General features: G+C 44.7%; 19 protein-coding genes. 17 read left to right on the top strand and 2 right to left on the bottom strand.

The genetic code is table 11. The features are described 5' to 3' along the window. The first annotated feature begins 43 nt into the window (after positions 1-43). The 11 genes from V1225_RS02280 (at position 44) to orr (ending at position 15,072) form a co-directional block, all read left to right on the top strand. On the top strand, positions 44-2,314 hold the full coding sequence (locus V1225_RS02280) for an ATP-binding protein (RefSeq protein ID WP_160200961.1): 2,271 nt from the start codon (positions 44-46) through the stop codon (positions 2,312-2,314). 4 nt (positions 2,315-2,318) lie between these two features. After that, entirely contained in the window at positions 2,319-3,668 is a 1,350-nt protein-coding gene (locus V1225_RS02275; protein WP_160200960.1) for a sigma-54 dependent transcriptional regulator, read from the top strand. An 88-nt stretch (positions 3,669-3,756) separates the two neighbouring features. Further along, a complete protein-coding gene (locus V1225_RS02270) occupies positions 3,757-5,148 on the top strand; it encodes a sigma 54-interacting transcriptional regulator (protein WP_160200959.1) in 1,392 nt (463 codons plus the stop codon). A gap of 310 nt (positions 5,149-5,458) precedes the next feature. After that, positions 5,459-6,520 (top strand): 2,4-diaminopentanoate dehydrogenase, encoded by a 1,062-nt coding sequence (gene ord, locus V1225_RS02265; protein ID WP_160200958.1) that lies wholly within the window; start codon positions 5,459-5,461, stop codon positions 6,518-6,520. 199 nt (positions 6,521-6,719) lie between these two features. Continuing rightward, a complete protein-coding gene (gene ortA, locus V1225_RS02260; protein ID WP_160200957.1) occupies positions 6,720-7,019 on the top strand; it encodes a 2-amino-4-oxopentanoate thiolase subunit OrtA in 300 nt (99 codons plus the stop codon). Continuing rightward, entirely contained in the window at positions 7,019-8,434 is a 1,416-nt protein-coding gene (gene ortB, locus V1225_RS02255; RefSeq protein ID WP_251613979.1) for a 2-amino-4-oxopentanoate thiolase subunit OrtB, read from the top strand. The genes ortA and ortB overlap by 1 nt, the downstream gene beginning before the upstream one ends. A gap of 27 nt (positions 8,435-8,461) precedes the next feature. Further along, the gene (locus V1225_RS02250) at positions 8,462-8,824 is read left to right on the top strand and encodes an ornithine aminomutase subunit alpha (protein ID WP_160200955.1); all 363 of its coding nucleotides are present in this window, start codon (positions 8,462-8,464) and stop codon (positions 8,822-8,824) included. An 11-nt stretch (positions 8,825-8,835) separates the two neighbouring features. Beyond that, a complete protein-coding gene (oraE, locus tag V1225_RS02245; RefSeq protein ID WP_334296739.1) occupies positions 8,836-11,043 on the top strand; it encodes a D-ornithine 4,5-aminomutase subunit OraE in 2,208 nt (735 codons plus the stop codon). A 370-nt stretch (positions 11,044-11,413) separates the two neighbouring features. After that, the gene (locus V1225_RS02240) at positions 11,414-12,208 is read left to right on the top strand and encodes a hypothetical protein (protein WP_161908751.1); all 795 of its coding nucleotides are present in this window, start codon (positions 11,414-11,416) and stop codon (positions 12,206-12,208) included. A 19-nt stretch (positions 12,209-12,227) separates the two neighbouring features. Then, entirely contained in the window at positions 12,228-13,973 is a 1,746-nt protein-coding gene (locus tag V1225_RS02235; protein WP_330588323.1) for a GlmL-related ornithine degradation protein, read from the top strand. Between the two features lie 10 nt (positions 13,974-13,983). Beyond that, positions 13,984-15,072 carry an ornithine racemase Orr gene (orr, locus tag V1225_RS02230; protein ID WP_338547492.1) on the top strand — a complete coding sequence of 363 codons (1,089 nt, stop codon included), beginning with the start codon at positions 13,984-13,986 and terminating at the stop codon, positions 15,070-15,072. 41 nt (positions 15,073-15,113) lie between these two features. Here the strand turns inward: orr and V1225_RS02225 are convergent, their stop codons facing one another. Then, positions 15,114-15,794 (bottom strand): hypothetical protein, encoded by a 681-nt coding sequence (locus V1225_RS02225; RefSeq protein WP_338547491.1) that lies wholly within the window; start codon positions 15,792-15,794, stop codon positions 15,114-15,116. 108 nt (positions 15,795-15,902) lie between these two features. Continuing rightward, on the bottom strand, positions 15,903-16,256 hold the full coding sequence (locus tag V1225_RS02220; RefSeq protein WP_161908744.1) for a cyclic-di-AMP receptor: 354 nt from the start codon (positions 16,254-16,256) through the stop codon (positions 15,903-15,905). Positions 16,257-16,565: 309 nt separating this feature from the next. Between V1225_RS02220 and V1225_RS02215 the strand changes: the two genes are divergently transcribed. The 6 genes from V1225_RS02215 to V1225_RS02190 all read left to right on the top strand — a co-directional run bounded on the left by V1225_RS02215 (position 16,566) and on the right by V1225_RS02190 (position 23,175). Further along, complete coding sequence (locus V1225_RS02215) at positions 16,566-18,083, top strand: ABC transporter substrate-binding protein (protein WP_338547490.1); 1,518 nt, start codon at positions 16,566-16,568, stop codon at positions 18,081-18,083. Between the two features lie 88 nt (positions 18,084-18,171). Then, a complete protein-coding gene (locus V1225_RS02210) occupies positions 18,172-19,161 on the top strand; it encodes an ABC transporter permease (protein ID WP_161908742.1) in 990 nt (329 codons plus the stop codon). After that, the gene (locus V1225_RS02205; RefSeq protein ID WP_160200947.1) at positions 19,142-20,041 is read left to right on the top strand and encodes an ABC transporter permease; all 900 of its coding nucleotides are present in this window, start codon (positions 19,142-19,144) and stop codon (positions 20,039-20,041) included. The genes V1225_RS02210 and V1225_RS02205 overlap by 20 nt, the downstream gene beginning before the upstream one ends. 12 nt (positions 20,042-20,053) lie before the next feature. Further along, the gene (locus tag V1225_RS02200) at positions 20,054-21,064 is read left to right on the top strand and encodes an ABC transporter ATP-binding protein (protein ID WP_338547488.1); all 1,011 of its coding nucleotides are present in this window, start codon (positions 20,054-20,056) and stop codon (positions 21,062-21,064) included. Between the two features lie 2 nt (positions 21,065-21,066). After that, positions 21,067-22,023 (top strand): ABC transporter ATP-binding protein, encoded by a 957-nt coding sequence (locus V1225_RS02195; protein WP_161908741.1) that lies wholly within the window; start codon positions 21,067-21,069, stop codon positions 22,021-22,023. After that, entirely contained in the window at positions 22,024-23,175 is a 1,152-nt protein-coding gene (locus tag V1225_RS02190; RefSeq protein WP_161908740.1) for an amidohydrolase, read from the top strand. The last annotated feature ends 116 nt before the right edge of the window (positions 23,176-23,291 follow it).

The following is a 23,291-nucleotide window of genomic DNA, read 5'->3' as shown; positions in this document are numbered from 1 at the left end:
TCAAATCATCAAATTGCTGCCAGCTTGAGGTAAGGAGAACCCCATGAGAAAGAGGAAGCGATCACTTACTGTGAACATCATCTTGATTTTTTTAATCTTTAATATCCTTTCTGTTATGATTTTTACTGTATATATGCAGAAAAGCAGTCAGAACGGCGCTATGAAATACGCACAGAGCAGCCTGCTGGAAATGACAAAGGAGAAAGGGAACCTTCTTGCCATTACTTTCGATCGGATTCAAAATAGAGCAGAAGTTATGGGCGTATATATGGAGGAGGCGCTTTCGCAGGATACTTCGGCAGCGCTGAGCAGCCAGTATATGATGACAGAAACCGGCACGATGACTAGAAAAAAGGACAGCACAAAGAGCAGCAGTCAGCAGAGCAATATTATTGTGCCTAACATTGCGCCCTTGTCAGATGAACTGATTTATGAAATCAACGTGACGGAAAGGTTGGACCGTTATTTTGCGCAGATTATAGAAAATGAAGAGGTTTCGTGGTGCTATATTGTAACAAAGGGGAATCTTTTGCGGTGTAGTCCGTATGGTGACCTCAACGCTTTTTTTACCAGTGACCACAGTCAGGTCAGCGATATCTTTTATACACAGGCGACAAATCAGTATAATCCAGATCATCAGGCAATCTGGGCAGGACCTTATTATGATTATCTGGGAACAGGATGGACGATAACCTGTTCCCAGCCGGTATATGATCGAAATGGCGAACTGTTTGGCGTGATTTGTCTGGATCTTTCCATTGAAAAAATGAAAGAGAAGTATTTTACAGAGTTTTCTTTAGGACAGAGCGGAAAATTGTGCTGGATGTCAAATAACGGAGAGGTGTATTACCATACTGATTATGACAGTTTGACTGCAGAGCAGGGTGAAACGCTGGAGAAAAACATTTTTGAAGATGTATTGTCAGAAGAACGGCGAGCGGCGCTGAAAGAAGGCGTTCTCGGCGGTGGTTCGGGAATTAAATACTTTGAGGAAAACGGCGAGCAGCGCATGTTCATCTATTCGCAGGTGGAAGGTGCAGACAGCGTTATTTTTACAGAAATCGGCATAGATGATTTTAGTTCATTTTATACTGTGAATCTGAAAGGCATTATGGTTGTAGTGCTGATCAATCTGATTCTTGCAGTAATTTTTGCGTTGATTTTATATTTTAGTTTTTCAAGACCTATGAAAAGACTTGTAAATCAGGCGCAAAAAATTTCCGAAGGAAATTATTCAACTGTTCAGTTTCAAAAAGAAGAGGCCTGCGGTAATTATGAGATTTGCAAACTCAATGAGGCGCTGCGGATGATGAACGAGAATATTGTCTCTTATACAGAAAGTCTCATCGACAAGAACCGTGAAATTACAGTAATTCTGGACGCCATTGAAGAGACGCTCATGATTGCAGACATAGATGGAACTGTCAACATGCAGTCTAAGGATTTTGTCACGATACCGCGGGATAATTTAAAAAATGGAATTGCAGAAGTGGTAGCGACCGGAAAGCCTTTTTCTGAACAGCAGGTAGTGGACGGAGAAGCATATAGGAATCAGTATTATCCGATTTTAAAGGATAGAGAGGTCATCAAAATCGTAGTGTCCAGAGAGTGTGTTACGAAAACAGTTCTTCAGGAAAAGGAACTTCAGCAGATTGAAAAAATGGCAGGAGTAGGACAGTTGGCTGCTGCAATTGTACATGAACTAAAGAATATTCTTGCGAGGATCAAAGGCGCTGCGTATATTTTAAAACTGACTGAGGCGAAGGAATCGGAGGAAATATTTGCAATTCAAAAAGGGGTCGATGAGGCGGAAGATGTGATCTCAACTCTGCTGGATTTTTCAAAGAGGGACAAAGACGGCAGCGAGATGATACATCTTGGAACTCTGGTAAATCAAATTTTGCTGTTGTCTAAAAAAGAGATTATCGGCAAAGGAATTGTTATAAAAAAAGAAATTGATAAGGAGTTTTATGTAAACTCAAATGGCAGGGAGGCAATAAAAGTTATTCTACAGAATATCATCATAAATGCGATTCAGGCGGTACATTGTGAAGGCGAGATTGTGATTGAGTGCTGTAGGAAGGATGATAACGCATTTATCAGAATTAAAGATAATGGAGATGGTATTAAAGTTATACCAAAGGAAAAGGTTTTTGAACCATTTTTGACAACGAAAGAAAAAGGAACAGGCATCGGACTTTGGATTACCAAACGTCTTGTCGATACATTGGAAGGGGAGATTATACTACGTGAGCCTAAAGACGGCGGCACTGAGTTTATTGTATTAATTCCGGTAGAAAGAAAGGAGGCGTAATATCATGGCACGGGTTATGCTGGTTGATGATGACAGGAAATTGTTGGAACTTTATGAGAAAATCTTTGAACTCAATGGATTTGAAGTTATGCCTTGTGAGAATGGGCATTCTGCGCTAGAGGTTATCGGTAAAGAGGATATCGCTGTGGTGGTTTCTGATATCATCATGCCGAAGATGAATGGTATGGAGCTTTTGAAGCAAATAAAACTAAAATCGCCGGACACAGAGGTCATTATGCTTACTGCTGAAGGATCAATTTCTGGAGCAGTGGAGGCTGTTAAGGAAGGAGCTTTTTCTTATCTGGTAAAACCGGCAGATATTGAGGAATTGATTTCCAATATAAAAAAGGCAGCAGAGCTTTCCAATATTAAGGCTGAGAATAAGACCTTAAAAAACCGGTTAGCTTCCTTTTCGATGGGAAGTGAATTTATCGGTATATCCCCGGCAGCAGAAGCACTCAGAGAGAAAGCTAAAATTGTAGGTAAAACGGATTCTGCGGTATTGATTACCGGAGAGACCGGCACGGGAAAAGAAATTCTGGCAAATATGATACATAGATACAGCAGTCGTGCGGACAAACCTTTCGTATGCGTAAATTGCGGGGCGCTGAATGAGAATCTGATAGAAAGCGAATTGTTTGGCAGTGAAAAAGGCGCTTACACAGGAGCAGAGCGACAGAAAAAGGGTCGTTTTGAAATTGCTAACGGCGGAACAATTTTCTTTGATGAAATCGGAGAGATGAGTCCGAATATGCAAACGCGGCTGCTCAGAGTGCTGCAGGAAAAGACCTTTGAAAGAGTAGGCGGCTATGAGACAATCAGGAGTGACTTCAGGCTAATTGCCGCGACGAACAGAGATTTGAAGAAGGAGATTGAAGAGAATAGCTTTCGCAAGGATTTATACTACAGAATTAATATTATTCCTATTGAGATTCCACCTCTGCGGCAAAGATTGGAGGATATTCCGGTCTTATGTAGCAGCTTCCTGTCCCTTTATGCAAGAGAAATGAATAAGCCGCTGCCTGTCATAGATGAAGAGGTGTTGGAAGTCCTTCAGAAATATGACTGGCCCGGCAATGTGAGAGAACTTCGCAATCTGATAGAAAGAATGGTTGTACTCTCTGGCGAAGGAAGTTTAGATGTGAATGTACTTCCGGAAGAGATAAAGGATATTTTTCAGCAAAGCGAGCCGGATGATTCACTGCGGGGGCAGACGAAATCCTTTGAAAAAGAATACATTATAAAAATCATAAACAAGCATCAGGGCAATGTTGCAAAGGCAGCAGGTGAAATGCAGATTGCCAAGAAGAATCTGTATAAAAAGCTGAACGAATACGGGATAAAGTATAAATAAATTATAGTTGAACTTTTCTGCAAAAAAATTTGCACTTGTGCAGGAAATCGTGTAAAATAGAAGAGAATAAAGCAGGAGGTACGGAGACTTGACCGCAGAGGAATATAAAAAAATACTGGAAGCGCTGATCAATCTCGTAGACATGGGGATTTACGTGGTAGACACAGACGGCGTGGGCATGTTCTATAATCAAATTATGGCGGACATGGAGCAGATTCGCATTGACGATGTCATCGGAAAGCCTTTTGCAAAAGCGTTTCCCGGTGTAAAGCTGGAAGAAAGCACCATGTATCAGGCTTTAAAGAAAAACGTTGAAATCCGTAATAAACAACAGTCATATACCAGCTTATATGGAAAGGAAATCGCAACAATTAACAGCACTGTACCTGTAATCCATGAAGGAAAAACCATTGCAGCTATTGAAGTTGCAAGAGATGTAACCAATATTCGTTCCATGAGCGATACCATTTTGCAGCTGCGGGAAAAAGAGATAAAGCCTAAAGAGGCAAGGCCGAAGCTGAAAAAGTATACTTTTGATGACCTCATCGGAAACAGTTCGCTGTTTACTGCGGTTTTGGAACGGGCAAAGCGGGCGGCAGGCAACGACGCATCGGTATTTATCTATGGGGAAACAGGGACAGGAAAAGAGCTTCTTGCGCAGAGTATCCATTATGCCAGTGCTCGCAGGCAAAATCCGTTTTTGGCGCAGAACTGCGCAGCGCTGCCGGAATCCTTGCTTGAGGGCATCTTATTCGGAACCACAAAAGGCGGGTTTACCGGGGCGATGGATAGAGCCGGGCTCTTTGAACAAGCTAATGGCGGCACTCTGCTGCTGGATGAAATCAACTCCATGCCGTATGATTTACAGAGCAAGCTGCTGCGCGTGCTGCAGGAGGATTATATCAGAAGAGTTGGTGGAAGCAGAGATATTCCCATTGATGTGAGAATTATTGCTACGGTCAACGAACCCCCAGAAAAACTCATAGAAGAAGGCAAACTTCGAAAGGATCTTTATTACCGGCTTAATGTAGTAAATATCTCCATTCCGCCGCTGCGCAGCCGCCTTGAAGATATTCCAGTATTGACAGAAAAACTGCTGGAAAAGCACAATGAACGCTTTGGAAAAGAGGTCTGGATGGTATCGGAACATGCGCTGCAGCGTCTTTGTGATTATAATTATCCGGGCAATGTTCGTGAACTGGAAAATATTATTATGCAGTCGGTCGCTATGGCAGACAGGGAACACGTGCTGACAGAAAAACTGTTGCAGATGCCGATGCAGGTAGATGCAATTGGCGCTGATGTCGAAAAGTGGGATCGGAAAGGTCCGCTTGATCAGTATCTTGATAATTTGGAGAAGGAAATTATCAGAGAGGTAATGATTTCCGAAGGTGGAAATATTTCGAAGACCGCAGAAGCCCTGCATATTAAGCGGCAGACCTTGCAGCATAAATTGAAAAAATATGGGATTAAAGGTTGAGAAAAGGCGCCGGAATGCAAAAATATTTGCATATATAATGCCAAAAAATTTGCATTGTGCCCGCTGAATTAGAAATGCGGTCACTTCAAAATTTAAAAATTTCCGCAATCTGCGAGAGTTATTTAGTGGTTTTTGCACAGAATAAGTGCTGAAAACCACTATTTTTATGAAATTATTGCGGCGAAATTGTATCATGTATACACGGGAATATTTGGCATGGTTGTTGCTTTATATATAGATATCACGCGAAAACGCGTTTCAAAGTCAATTCATATTATAGTAATGATTTATTAAAAGGAGAGAAAAGCAAATGAAAAATGTAAAGGTTATCCTTTGGGGACTCGGCGCTATGGGCGGCGGAATCGGTAAAATGCTGGTAAAGAAGCAGGGTGTTGACATTGTCGGCGCAATTGACATCGGCAACAAATTAGGTAAGAGCCTGTACGAAGTAGTACCGGGCATCGAAAGAGGCGACAGAGAAGATGTTATCGTTGGCACAGCAGAAGAAGTTATCAAACCAGGTGCAGCAGACATCGTAGTAGTTTGCACAGACTCTTTCACTGCAAAAGTGTATGACAAACTGGTTATGGTTATGGAAAACGGCATGAACGTAATTACTTCTGCTGAAGAAATGGCTTATCCGCAGGCACAGGAACCTGAACTTGCTAAGAAGCTGGATGAAATCGGTAAGAAGAACGGCGTAACTGTACTGGGTACTGGTATCAACCCTGGTCTGATTATGGACCTTCTCGTAATCCTGTGGACTGGTGCTTGTGAATCCGTTGATCACATCGTTTCCAGAAGAGTAAACAGCTTATCTCCGTTTGGTCCTGCTGTAATGGAAGAACAGGGAATTGGCGTAGAAGTAGAAGATTTTAACAAGAGAAAAGCAGACGGCACTATGGCAGGTCACGTAGGATTCGCAGAATCCGTTGGCATGATCTGCGATGCGCTGGGCTGGAACCTTGAGAAGTTTGAACAGGATATGGAACCGATCGTGACTGATGTAGACAGAAAATCTCCTTACGGCTTCGCAGCAGCTGGTCAGGTTGCAGGCGTTGCAATGAAGGGCTGGGGAACTGTTGACGGCGAAGTTAAGATTGAAATGGATCATCCGCAGCAGATCGAACCTGAGCAGGTTGGCGTATTCACAGGTGACTACGTAGAAATTAAGGGTAATCCTCCTGTAAACATGGCTAATACTCCGGAAATCGAAGGCGGTATCGGAACTATGGCTATGATCATGAACTGCATTCCGCACGTAATCAACGCAAGACCTGGTCTTAAGACTATGATCGACATTCCAGTTCCTCACGCAATCATGGGCGACATGAGAAATATGATCGAGGAAGACTGCAAACTGGTTAAATAATTAAGACTTGTCTTATTTGTCCACAGCGTTGTCAGTCTCATCGTTCAGTACTTAAATTCACACAAGTACCTCCGTGTTTCGATGACTTGCTGCCTCGCTGTGAACAAAAAATCCAGCGTCTTCTAGGTTACTATGAGAGACGTAAGATAGCTGGCGCAAGCGGCGTCATACTATATAAATAATGTAGGAGATGATTAAAATGGTAAAAAAAGGAGAATGGGTACGCATTCACTCTGTAGTACTCAAGGCAGAAGAAAGAACTGCTAAAATTCCTGAAGATACACAGAAATGTGACCTGCAGATGTGGACTAAGGGCACATTGCAGGAAGATGCAGAAATCGGCGATGTTGTTACCGTAAAAACTGCATGCGGTCGTATGGAAAAGGGCACTTTAATTGAAGTAAACCCGTACTATACACACAGCTACGGCAAATTTGTCCCTGAAATCATCGAGATTGACAAACAGCTGAGAGAAATCATGTTTGGAGGTGACAAATAATGACACTGGCAAAAGATTATGATTCCGTTATGGGCAGATCCAATGAGATTCAGAGAAAAGCACTGGGTCTTGACTACGCAGAATTTGAATCCGGTTCAGTAGCTTTTGACTATGAGGCACTGATGAAATCCACCGGTTACACCCTGGAAGAAGTTGCTAAGATTCAGGCAAAAACTGCAGTAGGAAACACACCGCTGATTGAATTGCGCAACCTGACCGCGCTGGCAAGAAAATATGCAAAGCCGGGCTATGGCGCAAGAATTTTTGCAAAGGACGAGGCAGCCAACGCTTCCGGTTCCTTTAAAGCAAGAAGAGCGGCATGTGCAGTAGCACACGCTAAGAAATTAGGTTATAAAGGCGTTATCGCAGCAACTTCCGGAAACTACGGTGCAGCAGTTGCTTCCCAGGCAGCAATGCAGGGAATGGAATGTATCATCGTACAGGAATGTTACGATTCCAAAGGTGTTGGACAGCCTGAAATTGTAGAAAAAGCAAGAAAATGCGAAGCTTACGGCGCTGAAGTTATTCAGCTGACTGTAGGACCTGAACTGTTCTACACATTCCTTTCTGTTCTGGAAGACACCGGATATTTCAACGCTTCACTGTATTCTCCGTTCGGCATTGCCGGCGTAGAAACACTGGGTTACGAAATTGCAATGCAGTGTCGTGAACTGGTTGGCAAAGACCCGGATATGGTAGTCTGCACCAATGCAGGCGGCGGTATGATGACAGGTACAGCAAGAGGTCTATTAAAGGCTGGCGCTGTTGATACAGAAATGGTTTCCGCTTCCATCGACCTGACCGGACTGCACATGGCTTCCGACGAGCAGTTTAATAAGAAATCCTGCACCACAGGTCATACTGGATTTGGTGTACCTTATGCAACTGATCCGGACCACTCTGATGTTCCGCGTTCTGCTGCAAGACCTCTGCGTTACATGGATCGTTATGTAACTGTAACACAGGGTGAGGTTATGTACATGACAGAAGCACTGGCTAATCTTGAGGGTATCGAAAGAGGACCGGCAGGAAATACAGCCCTTGCGGCAGCATTTTCTCTGGCGCAGGAATTGCCTGAAGATGCAGTGCTTGTCATCAGTGAAACTGAATACACCGGCGCTGGTAAACATATTCAGCCGCAGCTTGACTTTGCAAGAGAAAACGGCATCGAAATCAAGTTCGGAAACCCGCAGGAAGAAGACAAGCCGGGCGTGAACATCATTCTGCCGAAGGATCCAAGCTTTGTAAAACACAAAGAAGCTGACATCACCCACTTCAGAAAGTCTTTAATCAAGAAGGCAGTAAAGAAGGCAGGCGTAGAGAAACTGACTGACGAGGATATTCAGTTCTTAGTAGCAGAAACCAACACTGATACCGATTTTGTTATGGCAGCACTTGCCGAACTGGGATATTAATATCTTTAGCATAAAGGAGAAAATAGAATGAAAAGAGCAGACGATTTCGAACAGAGAAGAAAGCATATCGCAAATCTTTCTGACGAAGAACTTTACAACAGATTCTGGGAACTGACCGCCCAGGTTGTTGACCCGCTTCTTGAACTGGGAAGAAAAAACACAACCCCTTCCGTTGAAAGAGCCGTTTTACTGAGAATGGGCGTTTCCTCCCTGGATACGCAGAAAATCGTAGAAGGCTGCATGGACAGAGGTCTGATGGGACACGGAACAGGTCATGTAGTTTACAAAATTTCTAAAGACAAAGGCATCTCCATCAGAGAGGCCAGTGAAAAACTGGCTGCTGGCGAATACTGGGACGATGCAGTAGCACTGTTCAAGGAGGGTAAATAAAGATGGCAGATATGGTTTTAAAACACAATGAAAAATTAGATGTTAGAAACATCTTAAAAGACCTCGATAAGTATGAACCGAGAAGAAAAGGCTGGACTTGGAGAAAACCTGCTCCTGGTCTTAAAATGGGACCTTTTGAGTATCATGATTGCTCCGAACCTTTGAAGAACGGCGTAGGTCTTCCTCCTGCAAAGTACTTTGAAGATATCGATCCGCAGCCGATGCCGGTTATTACAACTGAAATCGCTTCCGGAAGATTTGAAGACGATATCAGAAGAATGAGAATGGCTGCATGGCATGGTGCTGACCATATCATGGTTATTCGTCATATGGGTCAGTCCCACATCGACGGTCTGATGGAAGGAACCCCACAGGGTATCGGTGGTATTCCTGTAACTCGTAAGCAGGTAAGAGCACAGAGAAAAGCCCTGGACATTATCGAAGATGAAGTTGGTCGTCCAATCAACTACCATTCCTACGTTTCCGGCGTAGCTGGACCTGATGTAGCTGTTATGTTCGCAGAAGAAGGTATCAACGGTGCGCACCAGGATCCGCAGTACAACGTACTTTACAGAGATATCAACTGCGTTCGTTCTTTTGTAGACGCTTGTGAATCCAAGAAAGTTTTAGCTTGGGCTGGCATTCTGCAGATTGACGGCGCTCACAATGCAAATGCTACCGCAAGAGAAGCGTGGAAAGTAATGCCTGAGCTGATTGTGCAGCACGCAATCAACTCTCTGTTCTCAGAAAAAGTAGGCATCAAACCGGAAAATATTGCGCTGTCAACTGTACCTCCGACAGCAACACCAGCACCTTGTATGTACTACGACCTGCCGTATGCAGTAGCTCTTCGTGACTTCTGCGGCAGATACAAAATGAGAGCACAGCAGAACACTAAATATATCTGCTCCTCCGCAAGAGAAGCAACTGTAACCCATGTTATGAACATGGTTATTTCCAAGCTGACCAGTGCAGACATTCAGTCCACTATCACACCGGACGAAGGAAGAAACGTGCCTTGGCACATTTACAACATGGAGGCTGTAGACAACGCAAAACAGGCACTTCTGGCAATGGACGGTCTGATGGAAATGGTTGAACTGAAGAAAGATGGTCCGCTCCGTGAAATGGCTCGTGACCTGAAAGAAAGAGCTTGCCTGTTCATGGAAGAAATCATCGAAGTCGGCGGATATTTCCAGGCAGTTAAGGAAGGCTTCTTCGTTGACTCTGCAAAATATCCTGAAAGAAACGGCGATGGTATCGCAAGAAATCCAGAAGGCGGCGTAGGTTACGGTTATATCTTCGAAAGAGAAGAAGATTACATGGCTCCTGTAACTGCACACTTCGGTTACAATAATGTAGAACAGTACGGCGGAGATCCTGCAGATCCAGCAGCACTCATCGGCGGATGTACTTTTGAAGATAGAAGCAAAATCGTCTTCATCGATGAGCTGGATGAAGAAGACTGCGTAGATCGCAGACTTGAAAAAGTTGCTAAGTATCTGGACGGCGAAGCTATCAAGCCTGAAATGGAATGGTGCGGAGACGGCGTAGTCATGATGACTATGATGATTCCTGCAAATACCAGAACTGCAGAAGCTGCAGCGCTGGAAATCGGCAAGAAGCTTGGTCTTGAAAATCCTGAAGTAATCAGTAAGGAAGTAATGCAGGAAGCAGAAGGAACCAGAATCGAAATGAAGGGTAAGGTTAACTTCGATGTTGACCCTAGTGCTCTGGAAATTCCGCCTGAACCACATCATCTGGATGATGCAACTCTGTACAACGAATTTGAAAATCATCCGATGGTTGTCGTATGCGGTACTGTTGGTGAAGACGAACACTCTGTAGGTCTTCGTGAAATCATCAACATCAAGCACGGCGGTATCGAAAAATGGGGAATCAAAGTAAACTACCTGGGCACTTCCGTTCCGGTAGAAAAGCTGGTTGACGCTGCTGTAGAATTGAATGCAAATGCAATTCTGGCATCCACCATCATTTCCCACGATAATATTCACTACAAGAATATGAAGAGAATCAATGACCTGGCTGTTGAAAAGGGAATCAGAGATAAGGTAATTATCGCTGCCGGCGGTACACAGGTAATTCCTGATGACGCTGTAAAGACTGGCATTGACGCTGGATTCGGCAGAGACTCTCACGGTATCGACGTTGCAACTTTCTTATGTGAAGAAGCAAAGAGACGCAGAGGCGAAATGTAATGAAAGACCTAAGGGGCGGGCAAATGCCCGCCCCTGTTTTGCAAATGCCGCTGCTTAGGCAGTCATAGCGCAGGACATGGCGCTACTTGAACTGACTGATACAGGGAAAAAATTTAAAAAAAGGAAAATAATGGTTGAAAGCGATCTGCAAACATTGTACAATGAAAGTAGAACCGCTTTGTCATTATTATATTTTTGCAGTTACGCTTAACGATCCACAAAAAATTTTAGGAGTTGCGTTGAAATACTGACAAAGCAGACAAAATAGATGATTTTTGTCAGTTTTGTCAGCTTTTCCACCCAAAATCCTGACTAAAATGACAAAATAAAAGAAATACGTCAGTTTTGTCAGGAAGGGGGCTAAAAAACTGTGATTTTGGGGATCAAATTAGAAGAAATACTGACAGAAATACAAAAAAAGCAGGATTCTGTCAGCAAAGAATTGAGAACTTGTCCACCGGGTACATTGCTGCAGGTTAAAGAACGGGGTAGAACTGTGTATTATCATAATGTCTGGATAGATGGAAAAAGGCAAAGATTCAGCTTAAACAAACATCCGGAGATGGTGGCGCTTTTGGCAAGAAAAAAGTATTTGGAAATGGAAGCAAAAATACTGGAAAATAACTTGAGTGCATTGCGAAAAGCCATAGATGGATTTTCTGATACGACTCCCGAACATATTCTGAAACAGCTTCCGAAAAAATACAAAGAATTGCCTAACTCATTATTTTTTCAAACTACAGAGCAAACGGAAGCAGAACGTTGGCAAAATGAACTCTTTGAGCAGAGTGATTATATGCCGGAAAAGAAAATTCATTTGACATCGAAAGGTCTTGCGGTCCGTTCAAAATCAGAACTGATTCTTGCAGAAAAGTACTATGAATTCAAGGTACCGTTTCGTTATGAGCAGATTCTGAGAATCGGAAGGTATACGTTAGCGCCAGATTTCACCCTCCTTGCCGCCAGCGGCAAAATTTATTACTGGGAACATTGTGGTCTGACCGGAAATCCGGCGTATATGAAGAAACACAAATGGAAAATGGATGTATATGAATCAGCAGGTATTGTCCCTTGGAAAAACCTCATTGTTACCTATGATAATGAGCAGGGCACCATTGATATTCCGATTATAGAAAGTGAAATTAAAAATAAATTGATAATATAACAGATGGGGAGGTATACGAGTGAAAGTAGACGTTTTAGTAGCCGAAATTGGTTCGACCACCACAGTAGTAAATGCGTTTAAAGATTTGGATACAGAAAATCCATTATTTTGGGCGCAGGGGCAGGCACCGACTTCGGTCATGGATGGCGATGTACGTATCGGACTGCAGGGAGCTATTGATGATCTTTGCAGAAAAATGAAGATAGACAGTTTGGAGTATGATGAAATGCTGGCGACCTCTTCGGCAGCAGGCGGTCTGAAAATGACAGTGCATGGACTTGTCTATGATATGACTGCAAAAGCGGCAAAGGAAGCAGCGCTCGGCGCAGGCGGCATTATCCATTATGTAACTGCCGGAAAGCTGAGGAGAACTGACCTTGCAAAAATTAAAGAAGTCAACCCGAACCTGATTTTGATTGCAGGCGGTGTAGATTACGGTGAACGGGAAACTGCTATCGACAATGCGGAGAAAATTCGTGCATTAGGACTGAATACTCCGATTATTTATGCCGGAAATATCGAAAATCAAGAAGAAATGAAGCTGATTTTTGACGAGGAAAGCGGACAAAAGTTATATAACGTAGAGAACGTTTATCCTAAAATTGACGACCTCAATGTGGAACCTTGCAGAAAGGTAATTCAGGATGCTTTTGAGGAGCATATTACCAATGCGCCCGGTATGGAACACGTGCGGGATATGGTAAGCGGACCGATTATTCCGACGCCGGGTGCGGTGATGGAATGTACTAAGCTGCTCTACGACTGTTTGGGAGACCTGATCGTACTGGATGTTGGCGGCGCGACCACAGACCTGCATTCCGTAGCAACAGAATCCGATAAAATCGCTCGCATTATGGTTTCTCCGGAACCAAAGGCGAAACGTACAGTAGAGGGAGATTTAGGTGTTTATGTAAACCGAATGAAAGTCATCGAGTCCATCGGCGAAGAAAAGCTGCGTAAGGAATGTGAAAAAATGGGAATCGACCTCGACAAAACCCTGGAAACCTATGTTGCCATTCCTAAGACAGAAGATGAATTTAAGCTAGTAGAACGCTTAACAAAGGAAGCGGTTTTGAAAGCAGTAGAACGCCATGCAGGTATTATCCGCTATATCTACGGACCGTCCGGCAGAAGTACCGTAGCTGAAGGCAAGGACTTAACTCCGGTAAAATATATCATAGGAACCGGTGGCGCTCTGACCCGTCTGCCGCACCGCGTTGAAATTATGCAGGAAATTGCAAAACATAATGAGACCGGCATGATGCTGTTCCCGACTGAGCATGCACAGATTCTGGTAGACAATGACTATATCATGGCGTCTCTGGGCGTCTTATCTAAACACCATAGAGAAGGTGCAATTCGTCTGCTGGAAAAGAGCCTTGGCTTCAAGTTCCCTGAGAAAAAGGAGCAGGATTTTACTGCAGTAAGCAAAGCTATGGCAGATGTGAACCGAGAAGCAGAAGAAGCAAAGCAGAGGGACGAAGAATATCGCAAACACATTGAAGAAATGGAAAGCCTGGGTTATGATATGACAGCCTTCAAAGAGGAAGAAAAAATCGGCGGAGCCAGCGAAGAGGAACTGAAAGCTGCCCGTGATGCTGCTTTGGCGAAGAGCGAAGAAAAGGAAAAAGCAGAAATGCGAAGCGGTCAGGGTGTCAAAGGCAAATGGGCTGCAACAACTGAAGGAGGTGGGCAGTACATGGGAGACTGTACCCACGATTGTAAGCACTGTACGAGAAAAAATTGCCCGAACCGGGTAGAGTAGGAGAGTAACGATGTATCCAAAATTACAGATAAATTTAAAGAAACTGGAAGACAATCTGAACGCCTGCGCAGCTATAACCAAAGAACGGGGTGGCTGCTCACTGATGATTGTTACCAAAGGACTTTGCGCAGACAAAGAGATGGTAAAGATGGTGGCAGAAAATCCTCATGTGGATTTTATCGCTGATTCCAGAGTGAAAAACATTGCCAGTTTTTCGCAGATGGCACGTACAAACGGAAAAAAGACTGTGCTACTGCGTATTCCGATGCACTGCGAGGTTTCCGAGGTCGTCAAATATGTGGACTTGTCCTTTAATTCAGAGCTTTCAACCATCAGGCTGCTGAGTGAAGAGGCGAAAAAAGCAGGCAAGGTTCATGACATTCTGCTGATGATAGACTTGGGCGATCTGAGAGAGGGGATTTTCTTCCAGGATGAGGACCTGATTGACGAAGCAGTCGAAGAGATTTTGAAAATGGAAAACATCAATCTGTATGGCATTGGTGTAAATTTGACCTGCTACGGCGCAATTATTCCGAAGAAAGAAAACCTTTCCCAACTGGTTGCAATCGGTCAGCGCTTGGAAGAAAAGTACGGTATCAAGTTAGAAATGATTTCCGGAGGCAATTCCAGTTCCATCTATCTGGTGGACAAAGGGCAGCTGCCAGAGGGAATTAACAACTTGAGACTTGGCGAATCTTTCCTATTGGGCAATGATACTGCATATGAGACCAAACTGCCGGGTACTGTCAGCGACGGGCTGATTCTGCAGGCACAGATTATTGAACTGAAAGAAAAACCTTCCCTTCCTATCGGGGAAGTAGGCGTCGATGCTTTTGGAGAAAAACCTTACTATGAGGATAGAGGTATTATGAAGCGTGCCATCATTGGTATCGGTAAGCAGGACACCGACCTTGGCAGTATGACGCCCCTTGATACCCAGATTGAAATCATGGGTGGCAGTTCCGACCACATCATTTTGGACGTGACCCACTGCGATAAAGATTATCAGGTCGGAGACATTGTGGAATTTGAACTGGGATACGGCGGCATGCTGAAAACAGCAACAAGCCCGTATGTAGAAAAGGAATATCTAAGATAAAATAGAAGAGAGAAGCCAAAGAAACGGGCTTCTCTTTCATTTTATGCATATGCCGCCGGACAAGTTTCTCGTAGTCTACAGAAATCGCAGGCACGGAGTGATTCCTCTACATCGCGTCCAATACCGATGAAGCTGCTGACCGACTTTTGCGGGTGCATCATAAGGCTTGGTGACAGGGTGATGCCGATATCTTCAGGTCTGAGCAGGGCGAAAAGCTCCCGCTGAAGTTTGATATCCACTTCGTGCTGCCCTGGACTCCACGGAAACGAAACGCTTGCGCCGGTGTCGGAAAGCTGATTCTTTATTTTGTTTCGGAGCCAAGTGTGACCGCAGTCTGCTATGGCAGAACCCCAGCCGTCATAGAAAAGCTGTTTCAGATTATCACTTTCGCTTTCAGCTAGTTCATCGTAGCTAAGAACGGTGATGGCTGCAAATACGATTTCCTCTGCACCGGAAAAAAGATGAGACAGCATTTCGCTGCGGATAGTCGTACCATCAACGAGGCGGATATTCTCCCCAGAAATAGTATCAACGGCAAAGGACTCACATATGCCCCTTACAGTAACCGAGTCGAAAATCCGCTGCCGGGTTTCTTCGTACTGGGCAGAAAAACGCTTCAGCGCTTTTTCTTTCTTCATCTCGATGAGTTTGAAAAACATGTCGTCAAGACCTTCGATCTCGGTAATGGGAATATCAAAGGTCTGCCTTTGCAAAAGTGCCATGGAAATCACCTCTCTTAATTTACTGGTATTTTCGATTGAAAAGGACACGTTGGGGAAGTCGGACTTCTTAAAAGTGTGTGCTTATCAATCGAAGATACATGTTGAAATTTAGAATTTCTCAATACTGCATAAATCCATGATGAATACGGTTATGCCGCCTGCAGGCTTTTTAATAGGAATTGGCGGAACCAGACTCATCTGTTCGCATCCTGGCGCAGTCACGTTTTGATAGGTGGTCTTTTCACGCACACCGGCGTTAACCTTGAGTATTTCTAAAACTTCTGCACACTTAGACTCGTCAGTACCAATCATAATTGTTACATTCTTTTTACGAAAAAAGCCGCCGGAAGAGTTAAGTACAGTGACGAAAAATCCGTTCTGTGTTAAATCATGAATGGTGTCCTCATAGTCATCTCCGTTTAATACAGCCATAATTAACTTTTGCTGTTCTTTTTCTTTCATTAGTCTACCTCCCAATTGATTCTTGATTTATTATACCATGGCGAAACCTCTAAATATAGAGTCGCAAGCCATGATTCAATGTTCTCTCAGGCGTCAAAATCTTTGATTTTATTTGCGCCGTGAGGTTATTATACCACAAAATATGACCAAAACTGAATAAAATATTTTGGTAAAATGGGAAAATACATAGGGAAAATAGTACTTTTGTGAGGTCAGGAGAAGTAGTGAATTGATTTTAATACAAAAAAATGTTAAAATAGTCTCACATTACTTTAAATGGCTAAAGAAAAATGAAAGGAAGACAGTATTATGAAAATGAAGAAATTAATTGCTGTACTGATGGTTGCAGCCCTTCTCTTCACGACAGCAAGCTGCGGTGGCGGCGATAATGGTGGCGGCGGAGAAGCAAAAGATTCTCTGACCATCGGTATTGATGCGGACGCTGTAGCACTTGACCCGCTCCGTATCAATGATACATTGACAATGTCCATTCTGTCTAACGTATATGAACCACTGGTTCGTATGACTAACGATGGTGAAATCGTTCCTGCGCTGGCAGAAGAATGGAAAGTTTCCGATGATGGATTGGTGTATACGTTCACAATCAGAACGGACGCAACTTTCCACAATGGAGATCCAATTACAGCAGAAGATGTAAAATATTCACTGGAAGCTGCTGCAGAATCCTCCTACACCGGACCGTACATGAACTTTATCGATTCCGTTAAAGTCGTGGATGAAAAGACAGTAGAAGTTACACTGCAGTACGCATATGCACCGTTCCTGGCACTTTGTACAACTTATTCTCAGGTTGTAAAAGAGGACTTCTATAAAGAAGGCGGCGAAGTAGATATGTCCAAGAGCCCGATTGGTTCCGGTCCTTATAAGTTCAAGAACTGGGCACAGGGTGACAAGATTGAATTCGAAGCATATGACGGATACTATAAGGGCGAACCTAGCATTAAGAATTTAACTTATAAGATTATCCCGAACTCCAGCACTGCAACAATGGCACTGGAAAGCGGCGAAATCGACCTGTCTCTCAATGTTTCAGAGGCTGACATTAAGGCACTGGAAGAAAAAGACGGTATCACATTACTGCAGAAACCGTCCACTGCGTTCTACTTTATCGGTATGAACACTAACGTAAAAGAACTGAGCGACGTAAGAGTTCGTCAGGCTATCGCAAAATGCATCAACAAGCAGAATATGATTGATGGCGCACTGAACGGTTACGGAACTCCGACCAACACTTTCATCGCTGAAGGTGTTTTAGGCTATGATCCGGATTTCAATCCGCTGCCTTACGATGTTGAAGGAGCGAAGAAGCTGATGAAGGAAGCAGGATACGAAAATGGATTCAAGATTTCCATGAGTATTCCTGAAAACCGCAGCACCCACGCACAGATTATCAAATCCGACCTGGCTCAGATTGGTATCGACTTAACAATCAATATCATCGAAACCGGTAAGTTCTGGGACGATCTTGAAAATCTGGATTACGAAATGATGATTATGGGCTGGTCCTACGTTGTTATGGACCCAGATGTTGGTTACTATTCTCTGTATAAGAAAGACGATATGTCTGGTAACTATACTGGATTCGGTGATGCAGAGACTGATAAGCTTCTGGCAGACGGTCGTGTAGAAAGCGATCCTGATAAGAGAGCCGCTATCTACGCAGAACTGGAAGAAATTTATCAGACCGCAGCACCTTACGTTCCGCTTTACTGGAGAGTAGACGCTGCAGCACACAACTCCAACCTGACAGGCGTTGATATTCCTCCATGCGGATTCTACTACGTATACGACTACGCATGGAAATAAAAAAGACAAGTAAATCAAACTAGAAGAAGAAACGCCGGACCCTTCGGCAGGATGCGGTCCGGCATCTTGTATTTTACGGAGTGAACTTATGTATAAATATATCTTAAAGAGACTGGTAATGATGATACCGGTACTGATAGGTATCTCGATCATCATCTTTACCATCATCTCGCTGACACCGGGAAACCCGGCGAGACTGATACTGGGAGAGCGAGCCACGCAGGAAGCCATAGACAAGCTCAATGACGAACTGGGATACAACGACCCACTTCCAGTAAAATACGTCAACTATATGATTGACCTGGTACAGGGCGATATGGGAACCTCCTACAGAACAGGAGGCAGCGTAGTCAGCGAAATTGCAGAGCGATTCCCAACCACACTGCTGCTTGCAGTGCTGGATATTTTTCTGACATCAGTCATATCCATACCCCTGGGGGTATACATAGCAATAAAGAAAAATTCCATAGCAGATAACGTGTTTACCATAGTCGCGCTGATCTTTACAGCCATGCCGTCCTTCTGGCTGGGCATGCTTTTGATGCTTGCCTTTGCGGTAGGGCTAAACTTGCTTCCGGCAACAGGTTCAGATTCCTTCGCCTGCTTTATCCTGCCGGCATTTACCGTAGCGCTTTTATCGGTAGCACAGATCATGAGAATGACACGATCCAGCATGCTGGAAACCCTGCGTTCAGACTACATGAGAACCGCAAGAGCAAAAGGCGTAAAAGAAAACAAAATCATCTGGAAACACGCAATCAGAAACGCACTGCTTCCAGTTGTAACGACAATGGGCGTAAACTTTGGATGGGCACTGGGCGGCTCAGTCATCACAGAAACCGTATTCGGCATGAGCGGCGTCGGAACACTGACCCTGCTTTCCGTTCGTTCCAAAGACGTACCGCTGGTCATGGGATGCGTACTGTTCATGTCCCTTCTGTTCAGCGTCATCACCCTGATCGTAGACATATCCTATGCGTTCATCGACCCAAGAATCAAAGCGCAGTACGGATTTAAGAATAAGACGAGAAGAAAGACCAGAAGAAAGGAGACTAGTAATGTTCAACCGCAAAGCTAAAAACCTGGAACTGGCGCTGGAAGTGCAGGAAAGCCGCAGCTTCTGGCAGGACGTAGGCAGAAGATTTATCAGAAACAACAAGACCATCATAGGCCTTGTGATGCTTGCCATCATCGTACTGATGTGTCTTTATGGAATGATTTTCCTGGATTACGAGACACAGGTCATCAACCAGGATATCCCAAACAAACTGCAGACACCTTCCCTGGCGCATCTGTTTGGAACAGATGACCTGGGACGAGATATCTTTAACCGTATCGTATACGGAGCCAGATATTCCCTGTTTATCGGATTTTCAGCCACCATTATCAGCCTTTCAGTAGGTAGTATTCTGGGCTGTATCGCAGGATACTTCGGCGGAAAAACCGACAACATCATCATGCGTTTAACCGACGTATTCATTGCCATTCCGTCCACACTGATGGCAATCGCAGTAGTGTCCGCACTGGGACCGAACTTCGCAAACCTGATCATCGCCATCGCCCTTGGAGATATACCGGGCTATGCGAGAATCATCCGCTCTTCCGTACTTTCCATCAGAGACAACGAATTCGTAGAAGCCTCTGTGGCAGTCGGTGGAAGCAGCATACACATTATGGCACAGCACATCTTCCCAAATACCCTGGCAGCACTGATTGTACAGGCGACCCTAGGCGTAGGATATGTAATCATCGCGGCCTCCGGACTGAGCTATCTGGGACTTGGTGTTATGCCACCTGCACCGGAATGGGGCGCAATGCTCAGTGAAGCGCAGGCACAGATTCGTTATTTCCCTCATCAGGTAATATTCCCGGGTATCGCAATTGTAGTAACCGTACTGGCATTGAACCTTTTGGGCGATGCACTGCGCGATGCGATTGACCCGACCCTAAAAGACTAAGGAGGAGACAGTATGGAAAACATGGAAAATAAGAACAACGACATCCTCCTGAACGTTGAGGATTTACACGTACAGTATGATACCAGCGATGGAACCGCCTATGCCGTCAATGGAATTTCATTCCAGATTAAGAGAGGGGAAACCTTTGGACTTGTCGGAGAGACCGGCGCAGGCAAAACGACGACAGCCCTTTCCATCCTGAAACTGCTGCCCCAGAAAGTAGGGAACATCAGCAAAGGAAAAATCGAGTTTGAAGGAAAAGACCTGGTACAGTACTCAGAAGATGAAATGCGAGATATCAGAGGAAGCCATATCAGCATGATTTTCCAGGATCCGATGACATCACTGAATCCAGTACTGACCGTAGGAGACCAGATCGCCGAAGCCATCGAAACCCATCACCCGGAGCTTTCCGATGAACAGGTAGAAGCCCGTGTAGACGAAGTATTGAAGCTGGTTGGCATCACAGAAGACAGAAAATATGAATATCCGCACCAGTTTTCCGGCGGTATGAAACAGCGCGTTGTCATCGCCATGGCGCTGGTGTGCGATCCGATGCTGCTCCTTGCAGATGAACCGACCACAGCCCTTGACGTAACCGTACAGAATCAGGTACTGGATATGATGAGTAATCTGAAGGAAGAGTTGAACACTTCCATGATTATGATTACTCACGATCTGGGCATCGTATGTCAGATGTGCGACAATGTAGCCATCATGTATGCAGGAGAAATCATCGAAATCGGCAGCGTATATGATATCTTTGACTTTGAAAAACCGCACCACCCTTATACCAAAGGACTCTTCGGATCTCTGCCGAGTCTGCAGGGAAGTTCAAACCGCTTAAAACCGGTAGACGGTCTGATGCCAGATCCGATGGATCTGCCTGGCGGCTGCAAGTTCCATCCAAGATGCAAACATTGCGAGGAAATCTGTAAGAGCAAGGCGCCGGAGGTGTTCACTGAAGGAAGTCATTCTATCAGATGCCACCTTTACGAAAAATTAAAGGCAGGTGAGATTTAAACATGGGAACACCACTGATTGAAACGAAACATTTAAAGAAATATTTTAAGACCGGTTCCGGCATGCTCCATGCAGTAGACGATGTCAACATCAGCATTGAGCGGGGACATACTTTGGGCGTAGTAGGCGAATCCGGCTGCGGAAAAAGTACCCTTGGAAGAACCATACTGAGACTGCTGCCTGCAACATCGGGCAGCGTGCTTTACGAAGGCAAGGACATTCAGAAGCTGGGCGCTTCCGATATGAAGAAAATGCGTTCCGAAATGCAGATTATCTTCCAGGATCCTTATGCCAGCTTGAATCCGAGAATGTCAGTCAGCCAGATTATCGAGGAACCGCTGAAGGTAAATCATATTTACAAGGATAAGGCGGCAAAGGATCAGAGAATTCTGGAGCTGATGGATACAGTAGGACTTGCAAGAAGGCTTGCTAACAGCTACCCACACGAACTGGACGGCGGCCGCCGTCAGCGTATTGGTGTAGCAAGAGCTCTGGCGCTGAACCCGAGCTTTATCGTCTGCGATGAGCCAGTATCTGCACTGGATGTATCCATTCAGGCACAGGTTCTCAATCTGATGATGGATTTGCAGGATTCCATGGGGCTGACTTACATGTTCATCACCCATGACCTTTCGGTCGTACGTCACATTTCCACCCATATTGCAGTGATGTATCTGGGGCAGGTTGTTGAATACGCACCGTCGCAGGAACTCTTTGATGATCCGAAGCACCCGTACACCAAGGCGCTTCTGTCTGCCATTCCGATTCCGGATCTAGCGTACAGAGGAAAGCCGAGAGAGTTGATTAAGGGTGAAATCACAAGTCCAATTGATCCGAAGCCGGGCTGCCGGTTTGCGACTCGCTGTCCTTATGCGACGGAAAAGTGTACGGGCAGAAATCTGGAACTGACAAATGTAGGGACTGAGCATCAGGTTGCCTGCGTGCTATATGAGGAGTAAATGATGATTATTAAAAATGCTAAATTGTTTTTAGATGAACCTGGCATTTTTGAGCAGCTGGATATTCGATTAGAAGGTGAGAAAATCGCTGAAATCGGTGCAAATATCATGGGTGGCGTCGATGAGGAAATCATCGACGCCGCCGGCTGTTTTGTGACGCCGGGACTCATCGAAGCCCACTCCCATATCGGTATGTATGAAGAAGGTATCCAGTGGGAAGGCGATGATATCTGCGAAAACGAACCGGTAACGCCGGAAATGCGTTCTATTGATGCACTTTTTCCGGGCGATGTGGCTTTTGCAGAAGCCTTGACCGGCGGCGTTACAACCATGTGCACAGGCTTTGGCAGCGGCGGTGTTGTAGCAGGGACTGCGGTTATCGTAGAAAATAACGGTTCTTTGATTGTTGATGACATGGTTTTGGTTTCCGATGCGGGTATGAAGTGTGCCTTTGGGGAAAATCCGAGAGATTTTGGTCGCAGAGGAAAGCAGCCTAACACCAGGGCTTCAGTGGCATTTATGCTGCGGGAATGTCTGCAGGACGCTGTTGACTATAAGGCGGAAAAAGAAGAGGCATTGAAAAAGGGTGATCACTTTAAGATTGACCTGGGCATGGAAGCAATGGTTCGGGTCATCGATGGTGAAATTCCAATCAAAGCTCACTGCCACCGCTCTGATGATATCTGTACGGCAATTCGAATCTGCAAGGAGTTTGGAGTTCGTGCGACTTTAGATCACTGCACTGACGGGCACCTGATTGCAGAGCATATTGCAAAATCAGGCTATCCTGCCATCGTAGGACCGACCTTTGGTTCCAAATCTAAATATGAGCTTAGAAACAAGTCCTTTGATACTGCAGCGGTTTTAGTCAATGCAGGGGTTAAGGTTGCAGTGACTACGGATCACAATGTGACGCCGCAGGAATCTCTCAACTGGCTTGCCGCCATGTATATGAGAAATGGACTGTCTGAGGCAGATGCCCTTCGCTGTATCACCTGCAATCCTGCCGATATATTGGGAATTGCAGAGCGAAAAGGCAGACTGGCTGCCGGTCTTGATGGCGATGTTGTCATTTGGGATAAACACCCGCTTGATCTGCAGGCGAAGCCAAAACGAGTTTACGTCAGGGGAAAGGAAATGTACCGGGCGTAAATTTTGATTGAAAAGTGCATAGAAGGTAAGAATATAAAACGGAGTTGTCTGTGCGGACAGCTCCGTTTGGGCTATATGATGTGAATTATGAAGGAGTAGTTAAGCTTTCGAAAGAG

Origin of the sequence: Emergencia sp. JLR.KK010 (assembly GCF_037018265.1) — a bacterium.
Lineage (GTDB): Bacteria > Bacillota > Clostridia > Peptostreptococcales > Anaerovoracaceae > Senimuribacter > Senimuribacter intestinalis.
This window is presented reverse-complemented; position numbering and strand designations above follow the sequence as displayed.

Excerpts from the sequence above, each read along its gene's own strand:
- oraE (WP_334296739.1), top strand. The coding sequence starts at position 8,836 with ATGGTTTTAAAACACAATGAAAAATTAGATGTTAGAAACATCTTAAAA.
- ord (WP_160200958.1), top strand. The coding sequence starts at position 5,459 with ATGAAAAATGTAAAGGTTATCCTTTGGGGACTCGGCGCTATGGGCGGC.
- V1225_RS02250 (WP_160200955.1), top strand. The coding sequence starts at position 8,462 with ATGAAAAGAGCAGACGATTTCGAACAGAGAAGAAAGCATATCGCAAAT.
- ortB (WP_251613979.1), top strand. The coding sequence starts at position 7,019 with ATGACACTGGCAAAAGATTATGATTCCGTTATGGGCAGATCCAATGAG.
- V1225_RS02210 (WP_161908742.1), top strand. The coding sequence starts at position 18,172 with ATGTATAAATATATCTTAAAGAGACTGGTAATGATGATACCGGTACTG.
- orr (WP_338547492.1), top strand. The coding sequence starts at position 13,984 with ATGTATCCAAAATTACAGATAAATTTAAAGAAACTGGAAGACAATCTG.
- V1225_RS02220 (WP_161908744.1), bottom strand. The coding sequence starts at position 16,256 with ATGAAAGAAAAAGAACAGCAAAAGTTAATTATGGCTGTATTAAACGGA.
- V1225_RS02215 (WP_338547490.1), top strand. The coding sequence starts at position 16,566 with ATGAAAATGAAGAAATTAATTGCTGTACTGATGGTTGCAGCCCTTCTC.
- V1225_RS02205 (WP_160200947.1), top strand. The coding sequence starts at position 19,142 with ATGTTCAACCGCAAAGCTAAAAACCTGGAACTGGCGCTGGAAGTGCAG.
- V1225_RS02225 (WP_338547491.1), bottom strand. The coding sequence starts at position 15,794 with ATGGCACTTTTGCAAAGGCAGACCTTTGATATTCCCATTACCGAGATC.
- V1225_RS02195 (WP_161908741.1), top strand. The coding sequence starts at position 21,067 with ATGGGAACACCACTGATTGAAACGAAACATTTAAAGAAATATTTTAAG.
- V1225_RS02200 (WP_338547488.1), top strand. The coding sequence starts at position 20,054 with ATGGAAAACATGGAAAATAAGAACAACGACATCCTCCTGAACGTTGAG.
- ortA (WP_160200957.1), top strand. The coding sequence starts at position 6,720 with ATGGTAAAAAAAGGAGAATGGGTACGCATTCACTCTGTAGTACTCAAG.
- V1225_RS02280 (WP_160200961.1), top strand. The coding sequence starts at position 44 with ATGAGAAAGAGGAAGCGATCACTTACTGTGAACATCATCTTGATTTTT.
- V1225_RS02190 (WP_161908740.1), top strand. The coding sequence starts at position 22,024 with ATGATGATTATTAAAAATGCTAAATTGTTTTTAGATGAACCTGGCATT.
- V1225_RS02275 (WP_160200960.1), top strand. The coding sequence starts at position 2,319 with ATGGCACGGGTTATGCTGGTTGATGATGACAGGAAATTGTTGGAACTT.